This is a genomic window from Mucilaginibacter sp. GW821-FHT07H05, from assembly GCF_059418485.1.
Window position 1 is genome coordinate 320,184 of record NZ_JBWKPY010000006.1, and the last position, 24,473, is coordinate 344,656.

Below are 24,473 nucleotides of genomic sequence, written 5' to 3' on the forward strand. Positions count from 1 at the left end.
TGGAGAGGGGATGCACCGGCCTATAAATTGCACAATCTTTCATCGGGGTGTGTCATTCCATCAAGATATCGTAGAAAGGACACACCCCTAACCCCTCTCAAGAGGGGAATTATAACGTTTTAAGGTGAACTCGCTCGGCCAGCCATAAAAACTCGTGGGCGAAGGTATCTATACTGGCTTGAAATGATTCATCGAGCAGGTTGCCATCGCCATCAAATTTTTTGTCGACAAACGGGGTAACCAGCATATTAGGCGAGGCAATGCCAAACAAGCCGCCCATTAACAACAATAATTGCTGCGCGGCGCGCATACCACCCAAGGCGCCAACCGATGCGGTAACCAACCCGAAGGCTTTATGCATTTGTTTTGGGAAATGATCGAACAGGTTTTTCATAGCAGGTGAATAGCTGCTGTTATACTCGGGGGTTACAATGATAAAAGCATCGGCTGCAAACATGCGTTCGGCCAGTTCGCGGAATTGCTCGGGCGCTTTTTCGGGCGATGAAAAAACGGATTGCACCATGGGCAATTCATGCTCGCGCATATCTATCAGGCCAATACTATGTTCGGTTTTATCGGTAAAAAATTGATGAAGATGGGTAGCCACTCTTTTAGTTACGCTTACGTGGCGTGGGCTGCCCGAAATAATTTCGATACGCATGTTTTAATAGTTTGGGCAAATGTGCCGATATCAGGTCAAAACGAAGCATTTTATTTTATAATTTGACGTTGATCAAACGGATTTATATGATTAGCCGGGACCTGATTAAACAAAAAACCCGGCTGTTAGCCGGGTCATGTAAAAATCTATCTGGTTATATAGCCGCCGACCTTCGGATAAGGCCCAACAGCAGGGCGATAATCGCAATAACCAATAATACGTGGATTAGGCCACCTGCCGAATACATGAATACGCCCAACGCCCATCCAATGATGAGGATGATGGCGATGATATACAATAATGATCTCATAGTAGATTGTTTTAGTTAAAAAAATGTTTTTCTACTATAATAATATCAAAAAGGAAGAAAAGGTTTTAGTATAGGTAAAAAAACAAAAGCCCCCTGAGCGCTCGCCGCCAGGGGACTTTCAACCTAAACCTTATCACAATTAGGCCGATGAGGACACCGGCCCATATAATAAGTTGCCAAATTACTATTTTTTTCATGAAAAAATAATGAATTTGGAATTTTTTTAACTTCAAATGAACTATATATTCAGTTATGGTAATAATAATAATATTTAATATAGTTATTAAATACGCGTATTATTGCTTTAACCATTGATCGCGCACAGCTATTTGCCGGGCCGATGGGTTAGCAATACTGGTTATGCGATATTTTACCTGCCTGTTTTTTAATAAGGTTACCGGCAATGTTAAAGGCAGGCCATCGCGGGTTACATTTACCATTATTTTATCCCCTGGTTTTTTGCCGGCCATAGCATTAGGCAGATCTGTAAATGGTTGCCCATTTATCGTGTTTAGCTCATCATTTACATTAATGCCATCCATCCAGGCGCTGCCGTTCCTTACTACGGTTGCTACCAATGTGCGGCCACCCGGGCCGGCAACCGTAGTAATACCCAATGATGGATCGTTATTTTTTTCCAGATCGTTGGTTAGCTCTAAGCCGGCATAGCCCAGGTATTTGTTGTAATCTACATCGTCCAGGCCGTAAATGTATTTTTTATAAAACCCGTCCAGGTTTTTACCGGCAAATTTTTCAAGACCGTGCTTAAATTCGTCGTCGGTATAGCCACGTTTTTTGGTTTTGTAATACTCGTTATACATGTACTTCATCACATCATCAAGCGAGTATTTGCCTTTGCTATCCTGTATAATTTCCAAATCAAGCATCATCGCTACTACCGATCCCTTGCTGTAGTAAGACACGCTGGTATTGGTGCTATTCTCGTTAGGGCGATAGTATTTTATCCAGGCATCAAAGCTGGCCTCGTATAATGGCTGTACTTTATTTCCGGGTGTATTTTCAATCAGGTTGATATCCCCGCAAAGGGTGGTTAAATAGTTTTCGGTAGTATATAAACCTAAACGGTGTATCACCAGGTTATCAAAATAATTGGTGAAGCCTTCGGCTATCCAAAGGTTGGTTGTATAGTTTTCTGTATCGTAATCAAACGGACCTAAGGCAATGGGGCGCAAACGCTTTACATTCCACAGGTGAAAATGCTCGTGTGCGGCCAGTCCCAAAAAGCGTTGGTAACCAGCTTCAGAGGCATAACCATCGCGCGCAGCGCCCAATACGGTCGAACTTAAATGTTCTAAACCACCGCCGCCTTTGGCGTAGTTATGTACAATAAATACGTAGCGTTTGTTAGGGTTTTCGCCAAATATTTCGGTTTCTTTCTCTACCAGTTTTTTCAGGTCTTTTTTCAGGCGCTCTTTATCATAGTTACCGCCCAGGCACATGGCCACTTCGTATTTTACACCGGCAGCGTCAAAGCCAAATACATCCTGGTTACCCACTTCAATGGGCGAATCGTACAGGATATCAAAATTAGGCGCGTGCAGGGTAAAAGGGTCATTCCCAACCATATCTAAACTGGTAGAAACTTTATCCCAGCCTTTGTAAGGTTTAATGTGGATGGTAGACGGATTATTGAGCTTCCCAGCGGGATACAAAAACGTCCCCGCGCTGGAAACAAAGCCATGCGCCACGTTAATAAAGCTGGTACGCACCGATATTTCAAAACAATAAATACGGTATTTTACCTTTACAGCATGTGCCCCGTTGGTTAATACATGCCAGGTGTTTTTATTGCTCTTTTTAGCAGATAAAGCATTATTGCCGCTCCAGGCCGTTAGCGATTCTACATTTTTGGCGTACTCCCTAACCAGGTACGATCCCGGCGTCCAAACCGGCATTTTCAAATCAATAAATGGCTGCGTAATCCCGCTGATGTCCATCTCCACCTCCATATAATGTGCCTGCGCTTCAGGAAAAGAAAGGTTATAGCTGATCTGTAAATTGCCCGCGGCGTCACTTTTTTGGCTCATCATTATACTTAGTAAACAGGTTGTAAAAAATAACAAGTGTTTTTTCATAAGCGCAATTTAGAAAAATATGGGGATTTTATTGTTTAACCACAAAGGGCACAAAGAGGGAAAAACACAAAGGCTCGGTTTAATATCATTTATTAGGATGAATGGCACTTATAGCTTTGTGCTCTTTGTGAAAAACCTTTGTGCCCTTTGTGGTTAAATGGCCACATCACTTCTAAATCCCAAATATTCATTAATATTGCCCCAATGGGCTTTTTACAACTCCCCGGTTTGGGTAAGGTACACTTTCATGAATATGGCACCGGGGCAAAGCCTATGCTGGCCTTCCACGGCTATGGCATGACCGGGCGGCAATTTAACGTGCTGGAAAAATCGGTGCTGGGCAAATATCATGTTTATGGTTTCGATCACTTTTTTCATGGGGAAAGTACCCTTAACGGCTGGACTGAAAAAGAGATTGTAGCCGGTATGCCCCGCGCAATGGTGAAATTGTATTTGCAGGAATGGTTTAATATATACGGCCAGCAAAAAGTATCGTTAATGGCCTATTCTATCGGGGCGGATATTGCTTTGATACTGCTGGAGGAATTTCCCGAATGGATAGACGAACTGATACTCATGGCCCCCGACGGGCTGGCACCATATAAAGGCTTTGAATTTATACAGCACCACCCGGCAGGCCGGCAAATATTTCGGCGGGCCACTAAAAGCAAGTGGCTGGCGCCTTCGGCATTAAAAAGTTTAAAAAAGCTGCGGGTGATAAACCAGGAGTTGTATACCATAGCTTATAACGAGATAGATACCCCTAAAAAAAGGCAAGATGTATACTACAGCCTCAATTTGATTAAACAACTAAAACCCGATACCAGCAAATTGGTTGATATTATTAATGAGCGGGGCATCAAATGCACATTTATTTTTGGCAAGGACGACCTACTATTCCCTAAAAGCGCGGCTATGCCCTTCCTCAGCCGATTAAAAAAGGCTGAAATACACGAAGTGCCGATGGGGCATTGGCTGGTTACGCCGCAATTAGACGAATATCTGCTAAATTGCGATATCATATGATTCCGCAACGCCGAAATAAATTTATACAAAACTGCTTTCACCGGTATGTGAATTACCGCATAAGTAAGGCATTTAACGTCATGCACTTTAACCAGGTTGATGTAAAACCCGGGCACTCTATCCTGCTGTTATGCAACCATTTTAGCTGGTGGGATGGCTTTTGGGCGGGCTGGTTAAGGTGGCGGTTTTTTGATCGTATTTTTTATATTATGATGCAGGAAGATCACCTGAAACAACGGATGTGGCTACGCTATATGGGCGGCTTTTCTATCAACCGGCAATCGAAAGAGGTGATCAGCTCATTAAATTATGCTTCGGAGTTATTGAACGATCCTAACAACCTCGTGACGGTATTTCCACAGGGCGAACTGGTATCTAACCATGCCACCGATATTCATATTGAGCGGGGAATAGCGCATATTGTAAAAAAGGTAAAAGGCAATTGCCAGATTATTTACTACAGCGCCTTTGTTGAATATTTTGAGAGCCTGAAACCATCCATATATCTCCACCTGCTGGATTGCGGCACCAATCACGATTTTGATTTTGAACGTTTAAAAACGCAGATCAACGAGCATCACCGCAAGGCTTTAAAAGACCAGGTGGATGTAAAGCACTAAAGATGATAAATACCCCGTTTTAAAATCTGTAATTTATTTAAGGTGTTTATAATTCTTTCGGCCATATTTTTTTTCATTATCCTGCGCTTTGTGGTCAGCCTGTTTAATTTCTTGTCCGATCCTAAACTACGGCGTGTGGTTAAGTTGCATCAGGATATGGTGTCTATCCTGGTACCCGCCCGTAACGAGGAAGCAAATATCATAACCCTCCTGCAATCTATCCGGCAGCAAGGCTATCTAAATTACGAGGTAATTGTGCTGGATGACAACTCTACTGATAATACTTACGCGCTATGCCAGGAATTTGCCGACAATAATCCCCGTTTCAGTGTAATAAAAGGTAAAGCCCTGCCGCCCGGCTGGCTGGGGAAAAACTATGCCTGTTACCAGTTAGCCAAAAAAGCTACAGGCGCCTACCTGTTGTTTGTAGATGCCGACGAGCAGGTGGCCGACGGACTGATCAACAGCGCACTGCACCGCATGCATTTAAAAAACCTGGGACTACTTAGTCTGTTCACCAACCAGGAAATGCGTACCCCCGGCGAGCAAATGGTGGTGCCGCTGATGCATTATATATTACTGAACCTGCTGCCGCTGCAACTGGTATACCTGCTGCGTAACCGGAGGATAGCTGCCGCCAGCGGGCAGTTTATGATGTTTGAGGCTACGGCCTACCACCAGCACCAGTGGCACCGCGAAGTAAAGCAAAGCGTGGTAGAAGATGTAGAAATTATGCGCCAGGTAAAAGCCGCCGGCTTTAATGCCGAAACCTTATTAGCTAATAAACTGATTACCTGCCGCGCCTATAAAGGGTATTTTGAAGCGGTAAATGGCTTTAGCCGAGATATGCTGGCAGCCTTTAATTATAATGTACTGTCGTTATTGATCTATCTCGTCATCCTGCTGGGTGGTCCGCTCATTATCATCGCCACGCTTAATATCAACCTTATTGCATTTATGTGCGGCCTGATCATCTTAAGCCGGATCATGATCTCCCTTACCGCCGGGCAAAGCGCCTGGAGGAATGTGCTGCTGCACCCCCTGCAAATGCTGAGTTTAATGCTGATCGCTTTTTTATCGATACAAAGGCATTTAACCAGGACGACGGTATGGAAGGGTAGGCGGGTGTGATTGCGGAACTGATTGGTACACTCGTATTTCTGCTATCATATTATAAACTTTTCTCCGTATTTTTACAGCCAATATGGGCGAGTACAATTTACAGGTTACTATTGATGCCGATTCGGGCTTTTGCTTTGGCGTGGTTTACGCTATTGATATGGCCGAAGATATTTTGGCCGAAGACGGCTACCTGTACTGCCTGGGCGATATTGTGCATAACGATGAAGAGGTAGAGCGCCTGAAAGCCAAAGGACTGCGTATTATTGACCATAGTCAGTTAAACGAACTGCATAACGAAAAAGTGCTGATCCGCGCGCATGGCGAAGCGCCCGAAACCTACCGCCTGGCCATGGAGCATAATATCACGTTGATTGATGCATCGTGCCCGGTGGTGTTGAAACTGCAGAACCGTATTAAAACATCGCACGATAACGACGAGCAGATCGTCATTTTTGGCAAGCATGGCCATGCCGAAGTAATTGGCCTGCAAGGACAAACCAATGGCGAGGCCATGGTTTTTCAGGATATCGCCGAGTTGGATGCTATGGACCTGCCACAAAAATTTACCCTGTACAGCCAAACTACCAAAAGCACCGATAAATTTTATCATATTAAAGACCAATTGCTGGCTAAAGGATTTGAGGTGAAAGCCAACGATACCATTTGCCGCCAGGTATCTAACCGGGACAAAGATTTGCCCGCCTTTGCTACCAAATTCGATCAGGTGATCTTCGTATCCGGCAAAAAATCATCAAACGGGAAGGTTTTATTTGAGGTTTGCCGAAAGCACAACCCCAACACACATTTTGTATCATCGGTTGATGAACTGCATATTGAAATGTTTAAACCCGGGCAAACCATTGGCATAGCCGGCGCAACATCAACCCCCATGTGGCTGATGGAGTTGGTAAAAGCCAAACTGGAAAGTTATTAAACCCCCTAACCCCCTGAAGGGGGAATAGAATTGAAAAGGCCATTGGTTTTGCTACCAATGGCCTTTTCTTCATTTGCATATCTGCACATTCGCATATTTGCACATTAATTCCCCCTTCAGGGGGTTAGGGGCTTCTACTTCGATGCCGGCGACGAATTAATGGTCATGCTTTTAACAACCTTACGCTCGCCTTTCATTTTTGAGGCAATTACCAGGGCATCATAAGCATTGGCAATACCACCTGTTTTGCTTAGGCTGGTAAAGTCTACCTTCTCGGTTTTGCTGCCGGGTTTGTATACCATTAAACCGGTTAGCGGTTTAGCCGATTGCAGGATGGCTTGTTTAATTTGTCTTGAACTTAAGGTAGGATAATGCTCTAATATCAGCGCGGCAATACCGGCAGTAATGGGCGATGCAAAGCTGGTACCATCCTCGGTATTTACTTCGGCATCCATAGTAACCGATGTTACCTTTACGCCCGGTGCAAAAATATCTACATTCTTTTTACCGTAATTGCTAAAATCAGCTGCCAGGTTCTCGTTTTTGCGCGGACCCGATGCGCCTACGTTGATCACGTTATCCGCATCCGTTGCCGAACCATCTTCAAAAGTATCGTTAGGATAATCAGCCTTGGTGTCCACATTCTGGTTATCATTGCCCGCGGCCGATACCAGCAACACATCGTGTGCGGCGGCGTATTTATAGGCGGCATCTACCCAATCCTTATGGGGCGAGATCTTTTTGCCGAAGCTCATATTGATAATCTGCGCGCCGTTATCCACCGCGTAGCGGATGGCGTTGGCGATATCCTTATCGTATTCATCGCCGTTAGGTACGGCTTTAATAGCCATAATGCGTACGTTATCAGCTATGCCGTCCATCCCGTAACCGTTGCCGCGGATAGCGCCAATAAAGCCGGCCACCATGGTACCGTGCATGGCATCATCAAACTTCAGTAGGTTATTGCCATACTTTTTATCGCTAAAATCGTCGGGGTTATCGCCTACAATACGTTTACGGGCTTCCAGGTCGGGGTTAACATCATTATTCAGTTTGGTCAGGTATTCGGTCAGCTCTTTAATAACTTTAGCATTGTTTGTTGTTGGGCCACCTTCCTGCTCAAAAAATGATGTCCATACGTTTTTACTTTCTTTAACCGTATCGTTTACACTTTTAATGGCTTGCAGGTCCTTTAAATTAAATGTGTCGTTTGGTTTTAAACGCAGTTCTCGCTTTACATAACCGCTGGTGATCATCAATACATTCATCAGGGGCGAAAGCTGCTGGATCTCGGCTGATGATTTAGCGATGGTAGAATCGTGCGTGGCTTTAACCTTTAGCCAGTAAGCGTATTCTTTAGTATTATCGGGAGCAGTAGTGCTTAAATATTTATTCTTCAGTTTATTATACTCGCGCACTTCTTCGGTGGTTTCGGTAAAATCGCATTTGCCATTGGGGCCGCCTAAAAAATTCCAGCCGTGTATATCATCTATATAACCGTTGTGGTCATCATCAATTCCGTTGCCGGGGATTTCTTTGGTGTTGGTCCACAAAATACTTTTCAGGTCTTTTTGCAGGGTATCAACACCGCTGTCAATAGTGGCTACAACAACAGTTTTACCTTTCTTTCCTTTTAAAAACTCATAAGCCTTGTTTAAGCTTACGCCATAGTAGCCATCGGCTGTCAGGTCCATAGCATGCCAGTTTTTCGGCGATGGCGGCGGTGCGGGCATTTGCTGCGCCTTGATAGTTATATTTAAAGTTAATACCGCAGCAACCGTGCAGGCCGTAATGGTTTTTATAATATTCATTTATTTTATTTTCAGTTATTATTAATAGTTAACGGAAATATATTCCGGTAAAAATAAAGGGTATTTCAATATTCACTATCACCCTATACAGGTGAATTTTATGATCAGTTATAAATCAAACTTAATTCCCTGAGCCAGTGGCAAAGTGGTGGAATAGTTGATGGTATTGGTTTGCCTGCGCATATATACCTTCCACGCGTCCGATCCTGATTCCCGGCCACCACCCGTTTCCTTTTCGCCGCCGAAGGCCCCGCCAATCTCGGCGCCAGAGGTGCCGATGTTCACGTTCGCTATCCCGCAATCCGAACCCGCGTACGACAAAAACTGTTCGGCCTCGCGGAGGTTATTGGTCATAATAGCCGACGATAAACCTTGCGGAACGCCATTTTGTAAAGCAATAGCCTCGTCTAATGTTTTATATTTAATCAGGTATAATATCGGCGCAAATGTTTCGTGCTGTACAATGGCAAAATGGTTTTCCACTTCGGCAATGCAGGGCTTCACATAACAACCTGATTCATATCCTTCGCCTTCTAAAACGCCGCCATCAACCACAAATTGCCCACCCTCGGCTTTGCATTTAATAATAGATTCCTGGTATAGTTTAACGGCGTCCTTATCAATCAGTGGACCAATATGGTTATGTTCATCCAGCGGGTTGCCAATGCGCAGCTGCCCGTAGGCCTTAACCAGTTTAGCCTTAAAGCTATCATAAACACTTTCGTGGATGATGAGCCGGCGGGTACTGGTACACCGTTGCCCGGCGGTACCGACAGCGCCAAACACAGCGCCTATGAGCGACATATCCAGATCGGCATCCTTACTGATAATAATGGCGTTATTACCGCCCAGTTCAAGCAAACTTTTACCCAGGCGCCCCGCCACAGCCGTAGCCACAGCCTTACCCATGCGGGTAGATCCCGTGGCTGATATTAAAGGTACACGTACATCATTAGCCATCAGTTCGCCAATTTCGCGGTCGCCTATCACTAAGCAGGATACGCCATCGGGCACGCCGTTAGCCTTAAAAACTTCCTGCGCAATATGCTGGCAGGCAATGGCAGTTAATGGCGTTTTTTCGGATGGTTTCCAGATGCACACATTGCCGCAAACCCAGGCCAGCGCGGCATTCCAGCTCCACACCGCAACGGGGAAGTTAAAGGCCGATATAATACCCACCACACCCAGGGGATGATATTGTTCGTACATGCGGTGCTGCGGCCGTTCCGAGTGCATGGTTAATCCGTATAACTGGCGGCTTTGCCCAACGGCAAAATCGCAAATGTCAATCATTTCCTGTACTTCGCCCAGGCCCTCCTGCAGGCTTTTGCCCATTTCGTACGATACCAGCTGACCCAAATCGGCTTTGTATTTGCGCAGGGCATCGCCAAACTGGCGCACTATCTCGCCGCGTTTGGGGGCAGGCATGGTGCGCCATACCGGGAAAGCTTGCTGCGCCGCGCTAACTACCCGGTCGTAATCGGCAGGGGTAGCCATTTTTACCGAAGCAATCAGCTTACCGTCAACGGGCGAGTGGATGTTTTTCACGGCAGTGTCATTACTGCTGCCACGGGTGTTTCCGATACTAAAAGCGTCGTTTAAATCGTTTATATTTAAACGATCCAGAATGGTAGATATGTTAAAGCTCATCGCGGTCAATTTATCAATTTATAATCTTACCCGCAAATTACCGGCCGTTTGCACCATAATATGATGAAATACTTTGCATTTATTATCAATTAGTTACCAAAATATCGTGTTAAAAACGTTGGTATGTTGAAAACTTATTCATCAATTTGAAACTTAAATAGGTAATTTAATCACAGGGAAAGCTACAGGATACCCTGATTTCCGGGATAGTTTTTACATCAAATTGCGTTGAATGGAAGAAGAATTTGAATTTGATTTTAACGAGGATCCGAAGTTCTCTGTCGAACGTTACGAAGAGATGATCCGCAATCATGATCAGTACTTTTTCGATGCACAGGCGTTCGAGAATATTATTGATTATTATATTGAAAAGAACGATCCGGCCCGTGCCCTGCAGGTTACAGAATATGCCCGCAATCAGCACCCCTTTGCTGCCGTTTTCCTGATCAAACAAGCCCAGCTGCTGGTGGTGAACAACCGCATTGCCGAGGCATTAACCTGTTTGGAAAAAGCCGAAATGCTGGAAGCCAGCGATGCGGATATTTACATCATCCGCGGTAACCTGTTCGAGAACCTGGAGCGCTTTAGCGAGGCTTTAGAGAACTACGAAAAGGCCCTTTCGTTGGCCGAAGAGACCGACGATATTTTACTGCATATGGCCTATGTGCATCAAAACATGGGCGATTATGATACCGCTATTACCTACCTGAAACTGTGTTTAGAGCAGAATATGGAAAACCAGGACGCTTTATACGAGCTGGCTTTCTGTTACGATGTGATGGACAATCAGGAAGAAAGCGTACAGTTTTATCAGCAGTATATTGATAACGAGCCTTACAGTTACGCCGCCTGGTATAATTTAGGCAATGCCTTTACCAAGCTAAGCTTGTTTGAAAAGGCTATTGACGCTTACGATTATGCCATCCTGATTAAGGATAGTTTTGCATCGGCTTATTTTAATAAAGGCAACGCGCTGGTTAACCTGGAAAAATACCAGGAAGCTATTGACGTTTACCGCCAAACCTTTGAGTACGAGCAACCCAACGCCGATACCTATTGTGCTATTGGCGAATGTTACGAGAAACTGGAGCAAATGGACGAGGCCCGCGGTTTTTACAAAAAAGCTGTGAAAATGGACAGTAAATTAGGCGATGCCTGGTTTGGCATAGGGGTAACACTCGACTTTGAAGAGCGCTATTTTGAAGCCCTGCACTTTTATAAAAAAGCTTTAGACCTGGATATTGCCAATGCCGACTACTGGTTTGCCATTGCCGATGCCGAATACAAGCTGGGTCACCTGCCCGAAGCCGAAGCGGCTTATGAAAAGGTGGTAGAATTGAACCCGCTGGATGTAGATGCCTGGCTGGATTATTCATCTATACTATACGAGCAGGCGCGCCTAACGGATGCGATTGAAATTATTGCTCAGGCCATAAAAAACAACCCCGAGGCTGCCGAATTATATTACCGCATGGTAGCTTACCTGTTTGCCAAAGGCGAGTATAACGAAGCTTTAAGTCAACTGGAGCTGGCCCTGGCTTCCGACCCGGAAAAGTATCATATTTTGTTTGATTATTTGCCGCAATTGCAGCAAAACAAGGTGATACTGGATATTATTAACAGGTACGCCAATAAATAGGCTGCCTTAGTAGATTGTAAAGGCTTCCGAAATTTCGGGGGCCTTTTTGTTTTGCTATCAGATTTATTATCTAAATTTGCGCCATTAAAACTTATTGTTATAGCTTATAACTATGAATTATATCATAAACGATCTTCCCACCCGCACTGCAAAACCCCGTAATAACGGCATGACCATGGTAATGGATAAAGGCCTTAGCCTGCGTGGTGTAGAGGACCTGATAGAAACGGCCGGCGCCAATACCGATATTGTAAAGCTGGGCTGGGCAACATCCTACGTTAGCCCTAATTTAGATGCCAAGCTGAAATTATATAAAGATGCCGGCATACCGGTTTATTTTGGCGGTACTTTGTTTGAAGCCTTTATTATGCGTAACCAGTTTGACGATTACTGCCGCCTGCTGGATAAATATCAGTTGGAGTTTGCCGAAGTATCTGATGGCTCTATTACTATTCCGCATGATGTAAAGTGCGAATATATCCACAAGCTAAAAAACCAGGTGACGGTAATATCCGAAGTTGGATCAAAAGATGTGCAGAAGATCTTTGCCCCTTATAAATGGATCCAGCTAATGAAGGCCGAACTGGAAGCCGGCAGCTGGAAGGTGATTGCCGAAGCCCGCGAAAGTGGTAACGTTGGCATCTACCGCGATTCGGGCGAGGTGCGCCAGGGTTTGGTAGACGAGATCCTGACCCAGATCCCCGAAGAGCAAATTATTTGGGAGGCCCCGCAAAAACCGCAGCAGGTTTGGTTTATTAAGCTATTAGGCGCTAATGTAAACCTGGGCAATATAGCCCCAGCCGATATGATCCCGCTGGAAACCATTCGCCTTGGGTTAAGGAGCGATACCTTTGATCATTTTTTGAATCAGCAGTAGTATATCGCGTTTGTTGCCCCAGCTTGTCAGGCCTCGTTGGACTTAAAAGAATTGTCATTGCGAGGAGCGGCGTTGGGCTGTGCGATAGGGCGACGTGGCAATCCCATAGGCAGGTAGTGTGCTTTATGATTGCCAATTTGCCGCACGACCTATTACTTTTTCCTTGATGAAAAAGTAACAAAAAATCAAGACAGCAAAAATGCTTCCTTTGCCGCACATGGCCTTTGCCCTGCAAACCGGGCAGAACCCGGCTACGCTTATTTGCCCCGCTGTCGCGCCCGCTTACCCTTGCTGCTGCAAAACGCTGATGCCCTCCCGCCGCACAGGCCACCATCGTTCTGCCCGCTTTCACCCGGAAGCTTATTTGCTGTCGTCCAGAAGCGGGCACCTACCTATACCTATTTGCTCACCGCTTTCATCCGTGAAAACGGAAACCCGTTACATCCTTTTTTAGGGTGTTCCCTGTCGGCACTGGCGGCAGCTTCGGCTTCGGCGTCAGTTTTGGCATTGTAAACAGTTAGGCAATAGCCCCAGCGCCAGGGTTCCATATTGTTAAACTGCATAAAATCTATCCGGGTATATAAGCCGCCCTCGCCCGGATTGCGCCCGTCATTACGGGCTATCAGATATTGTTTAGCCAGGTTCCACCTGATGATATGGAAGCGTGTACGCGGCAACTGCATCCACAAAGTATCGCTAACGGTATAAGCAATGCCGTAATCGTCGGTAAAGTTTCCCAGCAGCATGGCCGGTATTTGTTGGGCATGCTTGGTTTGCCCGTAGGCACTGGTCAGTATGAAAAGAAACAGCAACAGGATGATCGGTTTTTTCATAAAATAAAAGAGTGACTAACCAAAAACTATAAAATTACATTATCAATCAGCCTTGTTTTACCTGCACGGGCAGCTACCAGGGCAACAAATTGGCGCGTGTGTTGGTTAGCCGGGTGTAAGGTTTCGCCATCGGCTATTTCCAGGTATTCCAGCTCAACGCCTTCCTGCCGACGGATCATGCCTGCGGCCTGTTCCTGTAATTGGGCCATTTTGTTTTTATCGAAATGATCCTTCAGCCAAAATAACGCTTTAGATAATACCAGCGCCTGCTGCCGCTCGGTTGCTGACAGATGGATATTGCGCGAACTCATAGCCAGCCCGTCGTCGTCGCGCAAAATGGGGCACATCAACAGCTTAACCGGCAAGTGAAGTAACTCAACCATTTTGCTGATCACCATAAACTGCTGGTAATCTTTTTGGCCAAATAAGGCTATATCTGGTTTTACAATATCAAACAGCTTAAAAACCACCTGTGTAACCCCCTGGTAATGCCCGGGCCTGAATTTGCCTTCCAGTAAAAACTCCAGTTCGCCAATATTTAAATGCCATTGCTCATTGCCGGCATACATCTCGGTCACCTCCGGGTTAAACAAAACATCGCAGCCCGCCTGCTCCAGTTTTTGGGTATCCAGTTCAATAGGGCGGGGATATTTTTCCAGGTCTTTAGGGTCGTTAAACTGGGTAGGGTTAACAAAAATGCTGCTCACCACTACATCGGCATTTTGCCGTGCCTGTGCTAATAACGAGAGATGGCCCTTGTGCAGCGCGCCCATTGTTGGTACAAGTCCAATTGTTTTACCATCGGCGCGCAGGCTATCCAGGTATTGCTGTAATTCTTTTTTTAGCTTAAAAACCTTCAAATCAACCAAAATTTAAAAAAGTGGGCTAAGTTGTACAATTACAACAAATAAACCAAAAGTAACTTGCATAATCCGTTGTTAATTGTTAGAATAATGATTATATTTGCAGACTCAAATTTTTTGAGTTCTTACATAAATTAAAACACTGATAAAAGATGGGTAAATCTAAGCTTCTGTTTATAACTCATGAAATGTCACCTTTTCTCGATCTCACAAAAATTTCTGAAATAACCCGCCAGTTGCCGCAAGCAATGCAGGATAAGGGTTTTGAGATCCGCATACTGATGCCCCGTTTTGGAAACATTAATGAAAGGCGTAACCGTTTGCACGAAGTGATCCGTTTATCAGGGATGAACATCATTATTAACGATAATGATAATCCGCTGATTATAAAGGTTGCCTCTATCCCTTCGGCACGTATGCAGGTGTACTTTTTGGATAATGATGAATATTTTCAGCGCAAGCAGGTATTTACAGACAAGGACGGTAAGTTTTATGCCGATAACGACGAGCGGATGATCTTCTTCTGCAAAGGCGCTATCGAAACGGTAAAAAAACTGGGCTGGTCGCCTGATATTGTACATTGCCACGGATGGATGAGCGCGCTTGTGCCTGTTTATTTAAAAACAACCTACAAAGACGACCCTACCTTTAAAAATTCGAAGGTAATCTATTCTGTTTACGAGAGTGATTTTAAAGAGTCTTTAAGTCCCGAATTTGCTAACAAAGCCATTATGGCAGATATGACTGAAGAGCATACCGAAGCATTTAAACCCGGCACTAACGCCGCGCTTGATGCCGGTGCTATCAAATACTCGGACGGGATAGTTTTGGGAAGTGCAGAAATTGACGCTGAAACGTTAAATAATGTTAAAAACAGCCATAAATCGGTTTTAGAGTTTGATTATACCTCTGATTTCGAAAATTATTACAATTTTTACGACGAAATCACCAACGAAGAATTGGTGCATGTTGCATAAGTTTTTAACGCGCGTATGAAATTTTTAAGAATAGACTTATTGACCCTGTTAATAAGTCTTTTTATTTTAAGCAGTTGTAAAAATCAGGATGGCATTGGCCTTAATCCTGATCAATCGCTGAATGGTACTTTACTGGTAAACGATAATATAGTTGTAAATACGGTACCCGAGGATTCTACTTATACCAACGGGCTTTCCAAAACCCCGATGGGTTATTTTAACGATCCGCAGATCGGTACAACCGAATCTAATATAGCCATGGCTATCAGCCTGCCTGCAAGTTCGGCTTATACCATACCTTCGGGCACGATAACCATCGATTCGGCCGTATTGGTTTTAAGGTATGCCGAAGGTTTTTACGGCGACTCGCTAAATTCAAAATACAAAGTAAATGTATACCAGTTAACCGAAAAGCCATCGGCAACGCTAAACTATTATAATACCCGCAAATGGAATTATAACAGCAGTGTATTGCTGGGTACTAAATCATTTAGTTCGCGCACACATACCAAGTTTAAAATAACAGATATTGTTACCGGCGCTAAGGATACATTAAAATTGGTTTCGCCGCAGGTAAGGGTACCTATAAGTTCGGCTTTTATACAAAACAATCTGTTTGGGGCTTCAAGTACCGTACTGGCATCAAACACACTTTTTCAGGATGCAGTAAAAGGCTTGTTTATTACGATGGATAAAAACCAGGTGGGCGCCGGCGGTAACTTTATGATGGCGCTCGACTCCAGCAGTGTAGCTATTTATTATCGTGCAAATAATGGTACAACTACCGATACGGCCCTGGTATCATTACCCATTGCCCAGCACGTGGCCGAAATTAAGCATACCTACACAGCAAGCGTACAGGCAGTACTTAATAACCAAACCACATCAAGCAATAGCTTTTATGTACAGGGCTTACTGGGTTTAAGAACAAAGATCAGTTTCCCGGGGCTTAAAAATATTATTACCCAGGCAGGCAGCGATATTGTGATTAACCGTGCCGAACTGGTTATAACGCCAAACACCGGGACAATAATACCTTTCCCGGCGCAAACTAAATTATCGATGTATCAGCTGGATATAGCTAAGCAGCGCATACTGTTGCAGGATGCTACAACTTCCGACCCCCGTTATATGGGTGTTAGTATATTTGGAGGATATTATACCACTAACAACGCTTATCATTTTATTATTACGGGCTACATACAGGACCTGATGCTGGGTAAAACCAAGGATTATGGTACTTACATTGGCGCTGTTGATTATACCAATGCGCAAAGCATTGATTATATAGCCACACCGCAAACAGCCGGGCGGCTTATAGCGGCCGGTACCATAACCAATACATCGGCAGCCGATTATCCTTATCGCATTAAATTAAACTTAATTTATACTAAAGTTATTAAATAATTAAAATCCCCGCTAAGGGGATTTATTATTTATATACTTTAGCAAAATAATTTGCATGCTTTTTTGTTAATGCATTAGTTTAAAATTTAACGGTGATTTTTTTATGTGCGGAATTGTAGGTTACATAGGATACAGAGATGCTTACCCCATTATTATAAAAGGCTTGCGCCGCCTGGAATACCGCGGATATGACAGCGCCGGTATTGCCCTGCTGGATAAGGATCTTAAAGTTTATAAAAAAGCAGGCAAGGTTAGCGATCTGGAAAACTTTGTTAAGGATATAGGCGTTAAAGGCGCCATCGGTATGGGGCATACCCGCTGGGCCACTCATGGTGCACCAAGCGATCGTAACTCGCACCCGCACTCATCAGGCAACCGCAAATTAACCATTATCCATAATGGTATTATCGAAAACTATTCGGTAATAAAAGAAGCGTTATTAAGCAAAGGTCATGTTTTTAAAAGCGATACAGATACCGAGGTTTTAATACACCTGGTTGAAGATATCCAGCATGAAACCGGCCTTGATGTGCAGGAAGCCGTGCGTATAGCCTTAAATAAAGTGATAGGCGCCTACGCTATTGTAATTATGAGCCAGGACGACCCCGACCTGCTGATAGCTGCACGTAAAGGCAGCCCATTGGTAATAGGTGTTGGTAAAGGCGAATACTTTATCGCATCGGATGCTACGCCAATTGTAGAGTATACCAAAAATGTGATTTATTTGAATGATAACGAGATAGCTTACATTCACCGCGATGATCTGCTGATCAAAAACATTGATAATACCATACAGATCCCTTATATCCAAAAGCTGAACTTACAGCTGGAGATGCTGGAAAAAGGCGGTTACGACCACTTTATGCTGAAGGAAATATACGAGCAGCCACGCTCCATCCGCGATTGTATGCGTGGCCGTATCTATCCGGCCAGCGGTAAAGTGCAGCTTGGCGGCATTAAAGAGTATGTAGAGAAGCTGAAAAATATCGACCGTATTATTATTGTGGCCTGCGGTACATCATGGCATGCGGGTTTAGTAGGCGAATACCTGATTGAAGAATATGCCCGTGTACCTGTTGAAGTAGAATATGCTTCCGAATTCAGGTACCGTAACCCTATTATATCTGAAAAAGACCTGGTAATTGCCATTTCACAATCAGGCGAAACGGCTGATACCATGGCCGCTATTGAACTGGCCAAGGAAAAAGGCGCTACCATTTTTGGGATATGCAATGTGGTAGGGGCATCCATACCACGTACTACCCATGCCGGCGTTTATACCCATGCCGGCCCCGAGATAGGTGTGGCATCAACAAAAGCCTTCACGGCTCAGGTTACCGTACTTACGCTGATGGCTTTTTATATTGCACAGCAACGCGGTACTATTACACAAAGTAAAATGGTGGAATACCTGACAGAGCTGGACGAAATTCCTGAACTGGTAGAACGCGCGCTAAAATCAAGCGATCAGGTAAAAATAATTGCCGATAAGTTTAAAGATTCTACCAACTGCCTGTTCCTGGGCAGGGGCAGCTCGTTCCCGGTTGCGCTTGAGGGCGCTTTAAAGCTGAAAGAGATCTCCTATATCCATGCCGAAGGCTATCCCGCTGCCGAGATGAAACACGGCCCTATAGCCCTGATTGACGAGGATATGCCGGTGATATTTATCGCTACTAAACATTCATCGTATGAAAAAGTGGTGAGCAATATCCAGGAAGTTAAAGCCCGTGGGGGCCGCGTAATAGCCATTGTAACCGAAGGCGATACCACGGTTAGGGACATGGCCGAATACGTGATAGAAATACCGCAAACCGGCGAGGCGTTTGTGCCGTTGCTGGCTACCATACCGCTACAGCTATTATCTTATTACATTGCCGTTATGCGGGGCTGTAATGTAGATCAGCCACGCAATTTGGCAAAGTCGGTAACGGTGGAGTAAGTCTTAAGTTTAAAGTCAATAGTCCACCAAATATAAAGGCCTAAGTCCACAGCATTCATGCTTTAGACTTAGGCCTTTCGACTTTAAACTTAAGACTTAACCCGGCATATGCGCCATTGTTTCCTGTAGGTTCAAATCAAGGCCTTTGGCAATAGCCATACCCAGGCCCATATCGGCCCTAAACCAGTGGCAAAGCTGGCGGTTAGTGATCAATTCTTTCTTTGGCCCATCAATCCCTTTCATCGAATGGACAATGTTTTTGATCAGGTCGGCCTTTGCTTCGGGGCTCATCAACCGGTATAAATTGCCGGGCTGTGTGTAATGGTCATTTTCGCCTTCGGCATTCCGATCGTACCAATCGGCTACCTGGCTATTTAAATCCCGGGCCGGCTCTTTGTAACTGGCATCGGCTTCAATATCATCAAAGCTGTTAGGGAAATAGTTTGGCGCCGAACCATGATTGCCATTAACAGCCATTTGCCCGTCGCGCTGGTAGTTGTTTACCATAAAAGGGCACCTGTTTACCGGTATCTGCTCGTAATTACCACCCAGGCGGTAGCGGTGCGCGTCGGGGTAACTCAATATCCGGCCCTGCAGCATTTTATCAGGAGAGTAACCTATACCATCAACCACATGGGCGGGGGCAAAGGCAGCCTGCTCCACATGGGCAAAATAATTATCAGGATTTTCATTCAATTCCAGTATCCCAACATCAATCAGCGGGTAATCACCATGCGGCCAAACCTTGGTTAGGTCAAATGGGTTGATATGGTATGTTTGGGCGTCCGCCCCGGGCATTACCTGTATCTTCATGCTCCATTTCGGGAAATCGCCGTTATCAATATGGGTCAGCAGATCGTGCTGGGCAAAGTCGGGATTTTTACCGCGCATATCGCCGGCTTCCTCATCAGTAAAGTTTTTAATGCCTTGCTGTGTTTTAAAATGAAACTTCACCCAGAAGCGCTCGTTTTTTGCATTGATGAGCGAGAAGGTATGGCTGCCAAAGCCATCCATATGTCGGTAACCATAGGGTGTGCCGCGGTCGCTCATTAAAATAGTTACCTGGTGCAGGCTCTCCGGGTTAAGCGACCAAAAGTCCCACATCATGGTAGCGCTTTTGCAATTGGTATAAGGATCGCGTTTTTGGGTATGGATAAAATCGCCAAACTTCTTCGGGTCTTTCACAAAAAATACCGGGGTGTTATTGCCTACCAAATCCCAGTTGCCATCTTCGGTATAAAATTTAATGGCAAAACCGCGTGGGTCGCGCTCCGTATCGGCCGATCCCTTTTCGCCGCCTACCGTGCTGAAGCGCAGGAATAGCCTGGTTTGTTTACCCACCTGGCTAAATACTTTGGCCCGGGTATATTGGGTAATATCGTGTGTAATGGTTAGCGTACCATAAGCGCCCGACCCTTTGGCGTGTACTACCCGCTCGGGAATACGTTCGCGGTTAAAGTGCGCCATTTTTTCGTGCAGGATAAAGTCCTGTAACAATATCGGGCCGCGTGGGCCAACAGTCATACTGTTCTCGTTCTCGGCATAAGGAATACCCGATGCAGTGGTTAGCTTCTTTTTAGGTTCCATAGTAGTATTAATTTGTAGCTGGTTAAGTATATATCAAACTTCAGCATAAAAAAGTTATAGAAAAAATCAATAATAACTATCTTTGTATAGAGTAAAACTATATGATATGACACTTGTACAACTGGAATACATGGTGGCGGTGGATACTTACCGCAATTTTGTGCTGGCTGCCGAAAAATGTTTTGTAACCCAACCTACGCTTAGCATGCAATTGCAAAAACTGGAAGATACCCTGGGTGTAAAGGTTTTTGACCGCAGCAAGCAGCCCGTTGTACCTACCGAAATAGGTATAGAAATTATTGCCCAGGCCCGTGTGTTGCTGGCCGAGAGCCAAAAGATAAAGGAAATAGTAAGCGACCGGCAGAAGGAACTGTCGGGCGAATTAAAGATCGGTATTATACCCACGGTATCGCCTTACCTGCTGCCGCGTATTATCACCAAGTTTATAGACAAGTATCCCGCGGTAAAGCTGGTGGTGTGGGAGCAAACCACCGAGCAGATCATCCAGGAGTTAAAACTTGGGCTGATAGATTGTGGCATCCTGTCTACCCCGCTGCATGAGGCTAACCTGACCGAGATCCCCGTTTTTTACGAGAACTTTGTGGCCTACACTTCCAAAAGCAGTAAGCTGTATAAAAAGAAGCACATTATCCCCGATGATATCGACCCTGAAGAAATATGGGTATTGAACGAGGGCCATTGCATGCGCGAGCAGGTGCTGAATATTTGCCAGCGCCGCAAAACCACCCAAAGCTTTCTGCATTTTGAGTATAATACCGGCAGTGTGGAAACCCTGAAACGCATGGTTGATCAAAACAACGGCGCAACCATATTGCCCGAATTGGCCCTTTCGGAACTATCTGATAAACAGCTTGACCGGGTACGCTATTTTAAATCGCCCGAGCCGGCGCGCGAGGTAAGCCTGGTGATACAGCGTAATTTTTTAAAGCGCCGTATGATAGAGGCGTTGAAAAACGAGATCCTGGAATTTGTGCCCAAGCGGATGCGCAGCCGTAAGAAGAAAGAGATCATTGATATTTAGAACAGCTTAGGCCGATGTAAGGGCCGCCAGTGTTACCTCTAAACCAAATTGTTAATCAATGATGTGCATTGTTAACAATTTTTTAACGGCAAAAGCTTTTTATTGAAACAAATTCTGATTATGTTTGAATTTTTTGTTGATGTAGCTTCAATAAATTTTTTACCTGAAGCACATGTTACGCGTAGACAGCAGCAAACCTTGCCAAATTATTTATGCCATTGCCCGGCATGAATATCTGTCGTACGTGATTGAGCCTCACGTTGTTCAGTTAAACCCCAACGGCGAATTTTCCCTTACCCACCAGCGCTTATTCAGCAATACAGCCAAGGAATTTACCAGCTGCTTGGATGATACCGATATTAAATTAATTAAGATATTAGAAGAGCTGGAACAGGGTAATATCATTAAAAAATATTATAAAAAGCCTGTACGTCCCTTCGAGTTTTTTGGTAAGATCTTTAACGAACAACTGTTTGATACCATCCGCCCCAAAATGGAGAAGAAGATGGTAGAAGCGCTTAACCTGCTGCACGATAAGGAAATTTACCAGATGAGCAAGGAGGGTTATCCGGCAGGCAAAAAACTGCATATAGCCGCCGAAGCGGCATCGGTACTGTTCCATTTCCGCCGCGATGACGAGGAGATCCGGTACTTCCCCACTATTAAATACCAGGGCCTGCGAATAGAATTTATGTTCAAAAACGCCGAGATCATTTGTAACCACCCGGCCTGGATGATACTGGATGATACCCTGTATTATTTTGATAAGGAGATAGAGGGCAAAAAGCTGGTGCCGTTCCTCAACAAACGTTATATCGCCATCCCGCGATCGTCTGAACAATCATACTTCGAAAAATTTGTGGCCCCACTGATAGAAAAGCACTCGGTTTATGCCGAGGGCTTTACCATTAATACAGAGAAGTACGAAGCTGTGCCCATCCTTAAACCCATATATGTGCCGGGCGGTACATCGCAAATACAATTATGCTTTAAATACGCCGGTTATATTTTCCCTTATGGGGATGGCAGGCATGTATCGGTACGGATTGATAAGGATGGGGATGAGTATATTTTCCACCGGATTAAACGCTCGGTAACCTGGGAGAAGAATAAGCTGGCAGAACTGGAAGGACTGGGGCTGAAAACGGTTTCCTCGCTGTTTCAAAATCTGGAAGTGAATAATGGCGACGCGGATGCCGATCAATCGTTCTCCATTTTTGAATGGCTGAACCAGCATCACGACCAACTGGTACATGACGGATTTGAAATTGAGCAACCCGACGGACAAAAACGCTACCTGTTTGGCAACAGCAAAATAGACCTGGAAGTAACCGAGCGTAACGATTGGTTTGATATTTACGCCGTAGTACACTTCGGGCCCTATAAAATTCCGTTTATGGAATTGCGCAATCATATCCTTAACCACAAAAAGGAATTTATTTTGCCATCCGGCGAAATAGCGGTGATCCCCGAAAAATGGTTTTCGCAATATGGCAACCTGTTGCATTTTGCCGAGAGCGGGCACGAACTGAAACTGCGCAAGCACCATCTTGGCCTGATCACCGAGTTGGCCGAAGGCGAACTGGCCGGCATTGCCATGAACCGCAAACTGCAAAAGCTGAGCGAGTTTGAAGAAGTGGGCAACGTGCCTATGCCGGTTAATTTTTCGGGCAGTTTAAGGCCCTATCAGCAGGCGGGTTATAACTGGTTCCACTTTTTGCGGGAGTACCATTTTGGCGGCTGCTTAGCCGATGATATGGGCTTGGGCAAAACCATACAAACCCTGGCCCTGCTGCAAAAAAACAAAGAAGATACCGAAGCCGCGGGAGGCAAAAGCACATCGTTGCTGATTATGCCTACCTCGCTGATATATAACTGGATAAACGAGGCCAAAAAGTTTACGCCGCAGCTAAAAATGATGGTGCATACGGGCGCGTTCCGGTATAAAAGCCCCGAAGTATTTGGCAATTACGATGTGGTGGTTACCACTTACGGTATCAGTCGCATCGATATCGAGCTGTTTAAATCGTTCTTTTTTGATTATGTGATTTTAGATGAGAGCCAGAATATTAAAAACCCCTCATCCAAATCGTACCAGGCGGTTAAGCAATTAAAATCGCGCTTTAAACTGATCCTGAGCGGTACGCCGGTAGAGAATTCGGTAAATGATCTGTGGACACAAATGTCGTTTATTAACCCGGGCCTGTTGGGCAGCCAGCAGTTTTTCATGAACGAGTTTGTAACACCGATAGAGAAAAAGAAAGACGAGGATAAAGCCCGTAAGCTGCAGGCCATTATTAAACCCTTTGTACTGCGCCGCACCAAAGAGCAGGTGGCAACCGAACTGCCGCCAAAAACCGAGCACCTGTTCTACTCTAAAATGAGCGATGAGCAGGCATCTGTTTATGAAAAAGTAAAATCGGAATACCGAAACGAGTTACTGAAGAGTTTGGAGGACGGCACTTTTGCCCAGGCACAAATGCAGGTACTGCAGGGGTTGATTAAGCTACGCCAGATTGCTAATCATCCAAGTATGATTGACGAGGAATACGAAGGTGACAGTGGTAAGTTTGAAGACGTAGTGCACACCCTGAGCAACGTGCTTGATGGGGGCCACAAAGTGCTGATCTTCTCGCAATTTGTAAAACAGCTGCAAATCTACCGCCGCTATTTCGACGAGGAAAACATCAGCTATACTTACCTGGACGGCAGCACCCAAAACCGCGGCGAAATTGTTAAACGTTTCCAGGAAGATGAGAAAACCAAGGTGTTCCTGATATCGATAAAAGCCGGCGGCGTTGGCTTAAACCTAACCGAGGCCGATTACGTGTTTATCCTTGACCCATGGTGGAACCCTGCGGTTGAGCAACAGGCTATCGACCGCACGCACCGCATCGGGCAAACCAAAAACGTGTTTATCTATAAATTTATCACCAAAGATTCGGTAGAGGAAAAGATACTGGCCCTGCAGCAACGCAAACTTAGTGTAGCGCGTGCTTTGATCACTACCGAAGAAAGTTTTATTAAGACCCTGACGGCCGAAGATATCAGGGATATATTAGCCTGATTTCTGAAGGCG

19 protein-coding genes are annotated in these 24,473 nt (G+C 45.0%); 11 read left to right on the forward strand and 8 right to left on the reverse strand.

The features are described from left to right. Positions 1 to 109: 109 nt before the first annotated feature. The 3 genes from AC07M6_RS17880 to AC07M6_RS17890 form a co-directional block, all read right to left on the reverse strand. Positions 110 to 661, reverse strand: coding sequence for an NADPH-dependent FMN reductase (locus AC07M6_RS17880; protein WP_494891753.1), 552 nt, complete (start codon positions 659 to 661; stop codon positions 110 to 112). Positions 662 to 815: 154 nt separating this feature from the next. Next, on the reverse strand, positions 816 to 971 hold the full coding sequence (locus AC07M6_RS17885) for a lmo0937 family membrane protein (RefSeq protein WP_494891755.1): 156 nt from the start codon (positions 969 to 971) through the stop codon (positions 816 to 818). Positions 972 to 1,267: 296 nt separating this feature from the next. Further along, on the reverse strand, positions 1,268 to 3,022 hold the full coding sequence (locus tag AC07M6_RS17890; RefSeq protein ID WP_494891757.1) for a M61 family metallopeptidase: 1,755 nt from the start codon (positions 3,020 to 3,022) through the stop codon (positions 1,268 to 1,270). 249 nt (positions 3,023 to 3,271) lie between these two features. Between AC07M6_RS17890 and AC07M6_RS17895 the strand changes: the two genes are divergently transcribed. From AC07M6_RS17895 to AC07M6_RS17910, 4 genes are all read left to right on the forward strand, one after another. Then, positions 3,272 to 4,093 (forward strand): alpha/beta fold hydrolase, encoded by an 822-nt coding sequence (locus tag AC07M6_RS17895; RefSeq protein ID WP_494891759.1) that lies wholly within the window; start codon positions 3,272 to 3,274, stop codon positions 4,091 to 4,093. An 80-nt stretch (positions 4,094 to 4,173) separates the two neighbouring features. Continuing rightward, positions 4,174 to 4,713 (forward strand): 1-acyl-sn-glycerol-3-phosphate acyltransferase, encoded by a 540-nt coding sequence (locus tag AC07M6_RS17900; RefSeq protein WP_494891761.1) that lies wholly within the window; start codon positions 4,174 to 4,176, stop codon positions 4,711 to 4,713. 42 nt (positions 4,714 to 4,755) lie between these two features. Next, positions 4,756 to 5,844: a glycosyltransferase family 2 protein gene (locus AC07M6_RS17905; protein ID WP_494891763.1), complete on the forward strand. Its 1,089-nt coding sequence runs from the start codon at positions 4,756 to 4,758 to the stop codon at positions 5,842 to 5,844. A gap of 73 nt (positions 5,845 to 5,917) precedes the next feature. Beyond that, positions 5,918 to 6,769, forward strand: coding sequence for a 4-hydroxy-3-methylbut-2-enyl diphosphate reductase (locus AC07M6_RS17910; RefSeq protein WP_494891764.1), 852 nt, complete (start codon positions 5,918 to 5,920; stop codon positions 6,767 to 6,769). A 134-nt stretch (positions 6,770 to 6,903) separates the two neighbouring features. Here the strand turns inward: AC07M6_RS17910 and AC07M6_RS17915 are convergent, their stop codons facing one another. After that, positions 6,904 to 8,580, reverse strand: coding sequence for a S8 family serine peptidase (locus AC07M6_RS17915; RefSeq protein WP_494891766.1), 1,677 nt, complete (start codon positions 8,578 to 8,580; stop codon positions 6,904 to 6,906). Positions 8,581 to 8,688: 108 nt separating this feature from the next. Further along, entirely contained in the window at positions 8,689 to 10,230 is a 1,542-nt protein-coding gene (amaB, locus tag AC07M6_RS17920) for an L-piperidine-6-carboxylate dehydrogenase (RefSeq protein WP_494891768.1), read from the reverse strand. Between the two features lie 232 nt (positions 10,231 to 10,462). On the opposite strand from amaB, the gene AC07M6_RS17925 reads away from it, so the two are divergent. Continuing rightward, complete coding sequence (locus AC07M6_RS17925; RefSeq protein WP_494891770.1) at positions 10,463 to 11,869, forward strand: tetratricopeptide repeat protein; 1,407 nt, start codon at positions 10,463 to 10,465, stop codon at positions 11,867 to 11,869. A 112-nt stretch (positions 11,870 to 11,981) separates the two neighbouring features. Further along, positions 11,982 to 12,746 carry a phosphosulfolactate synthase gene (locus AC07M6_RS17930; RefSeq protein ID WP_494891772.1) on the forward strand — a complete coding sequence of 255 codons (765 nt, stop codon included), beginning with the start codon at positions 11,982 to 11,984 and terminating at the stop codon, positions 12,744 to 12,746. A 398-nt stretch (positions 12,747 to 13,144) separates the two neighbouring features. Here the strand turns inward: AC07M6_RS17930 and AC07M6_RS17935 are convergent, their stop codons facing one another. After that, positions 13,145 to 13,579: a hypothetical protein gene (locus AC07M6_RS17935; protein ID WP_494891774.1), complete on the reverse strand. Its 435-nt coding sequence runs from the start codon at positions 13,577 to 13,579 to the stop codon at positions 13,145 to 13,147. Positions 13,580 to 13,605: 26 nt separating this feature from the next. Continuing rightward, positions 13,606 to 14,439 carry a pantoate--beta-alanine ligase gene (gene panC, locus AC07M6_RS17940; protein ID WP_494891776.1) on the reverse strand — a complete coding sequence of 278 codons (834 nt, stop codon included), beginning with the start codon at positions 14,437 to 14,439 and terminating at the stop codon, positions 13,606 to 13,608. Positions 14,440 to 14,594: 155 nt separating this feature from the next. Here panC and AC07M6_RS17945 point away from each other — a divergent pair, with 155 nt between their 5' ends. The 3 genes from AC07M6_RS17945 (at position 14,595) to glmS (ending at position 18,765) form a co-directional block, all read left to right on the forward strand. Next, the gene (locus AC07M6_RS17945) at positions 14,595 to 15,419 is read left to right on the forward strand and encodes a glycogen/starch synthase (protein ID WP_494891778.1); all 825 of its coding nucleotides are present in this window, start codon (positions 14,595 to 14,597) and stop codon (positions 15,417 to 15,419) included. A 15-nt stretch (positions 15,420 to 15,434) separates the two neighbouring features. After that, positions 15,435 to 16,826: a DUF4270 family protein gene (locus AC07M6_RS17950; RefSeq protein ID WP_494891780.1), complete on the forward strand. Its 1,392-nt coding sequence runs from the start codon at positions 15,435 to 15,437 to the stop codon at positions 16,824 to 16,826. 103 nt (positions 16,827 to 16,929) lie between these two features. Beyond that, positions 16,930 to 18,765 (forward strand): glutamine--fructose-6-phosphate transaminase (isomerizing), encoded by a 1,836-nt coding sequence (gene glmS / locus AC07M6_RS17955; RefSeq protein WP_494891782.1) that lies wholly within the window; start codon positions 16,930 to 16,932, stop codon positions 18,763 to 18,765. Between the two features lie 96 nt (positions 18,766 to 18,861). On the opposite strand, the gene AC07M6_RS17960 is transcribed toward glmS, so the two are convergent. Continuing rightward, entirely contained in the window at positions 18,862 to 20,352 is a 1,491-nt protein-coding gene (locus tag AC07M6_RS17960; RefSeq protein WP_494891784.1) for a catalase, read from the reverse strand. 106 nt (positions 20,353 to 20,458) lie between these two features. Here AC07M6_RS17960 and AC07M6_RS17965 point away from each other — a divergent pair, with 106 nt between their 5' ends. Both AC07M6_RS17965 and AC07M6_RS17970 read left to right on the forward strand, forming a co-directional pair. Next, the gene (locus tag AC07M6_RS17965; protein WP_494891786.1) at positions 20,459 to 21,394 is read left to right on the forward strand and encodes a hydrogen peroxide-inducible genes activator; all 936 of its coding nucleotides are present in this window, start codon (positions 20,459 to 20,461) and stop codon (positions 21,392 to 21,394) included. Positions 21,395 to 21,566: 172 nt separating this feature from the next. Then, positions 21,567 to 24,461, forward strand: a complete 2,895-nt coding sequence (locus AC07M6_RS17970; protein ID WP_494891788.1) for a DEAD/DEAH box helicase — start codon at positions 21,567 to 21,569, stop codon at positions 24,459 to 24,461. Positions 24,462 to 24,473 lie beyond the last annotated feature (12 nt).

Coding starts and splice junctions, on each gene's coding strand:
- AC07M6_RS17880 (WP_494891753.1), bottom strand. CDS start 661: ATGCGTATCGAAATTATTTCGGGCAGCCCACGCCACGTAAGCGTAACT.
- AC07M6_RS17885 (WP_494891755.1), bottom strand. CDS start 971: ATGAGATCATTATTGTATATCATCGCCATCATCCTCATCATTGGATGG.
- AC07M6_RS17890 (WP_494891757.1), bottom strand. CDS start 3,022: ATGATGAGCCAAAAAAGTGACGCCGCGGGCAATTTACAGATCAGCTAT.
- AC07M6_RS17895 (WP_494891759.1), top strand. CDS start 3,272: ATGGGCTTTTTACAACTCCCCGGTTTGGGTAAGGTACACTTTCATGAA.
- AC07M6_RS17900 (WP_494891761.1), top strand. CDS start 4,174: ATGCACTTTAACCAGGTTGATGTAAAACCCGGGCACTCTATCCTGCTG.
- AC07M6_RS17910 (WP_494891764.1), top strand. CDS start 5,918: ATGGGCGAGTACAATTTACAGGTTACTATTGATGCCGATTCGGGCTTT.
- AC07M6_RS17915 (WP_494891766.1), bottom strand. CDS start 8,580: ATGAATATTATAAAAACCATTACGGCCTGCACGGTTGCTGCGGTATTA.
- amaB (WP_494891768.1), bottom strand. CDS start 10,230: ATGAGCTTTAACATATCTACCATTCTGGATCGTTTAAATATAAACGAT.
- AC07M6_RS17925 (WP_494891770.1), top strand. CDS start 10,463: ATGGAAGAAGAATTTGAATTTGATTTTAACGAGGATCCGAAGTTCTCT.
- AC07M6_RS17930 (WP_494891772.1), top strand. CDS start 11,982: ATGAATTATATCATAAACGATCTTCCCACCCGCACTGCAAAACCCCGT.
- AC07M6_RS17935 (WP_494891774.1), bottom strand. CDS start 13,579: ATGAAAAAACCGATCATCCTGTTGCTGTTTCTTTTCATACTGACCAGT.
- AC07M6_RS17945 (WP_494891778.1), top strand. CDS start 14,595: ATGGGTAAATCTAAGCTTCTGTTTATAACTCATGAAATGTCACCTTTT.
- AC07M6_RS17950 (WP_494891780.1), top strand. CDS start 15,435: ATGAAATTTTTAAGAATAGACTTATTGACCCTGTTAATAAGTCTTTTT.
- glmS (WP_494891782.1), top strand. CDS start 16,930: ATGTGCGGAATTGTAGGTTACATAGGATACAGAGATGCTTACCCCATT.
- AC07M6_RS17960 (WP_494891784.1), bottom strand. CDS start 20,352: ATGGAACCTAAAAAGAAGCTAACCACTGCATCGGGTATTCCTTATGCC.
- AC07M6_RS17965 (WP_494891786.1), top strand. CDS start 20,459: ATGACACTTGTACAACTGGAATACATGGTGGCGGTGGATACTTACCGC.
- AC07M6_RS17970 (WP_494891788.1), top strand. CDS start 21,567: ATGTTACGCGTAGACAGCAGCAAACCTTGCCAAATTATTTATGCCATT.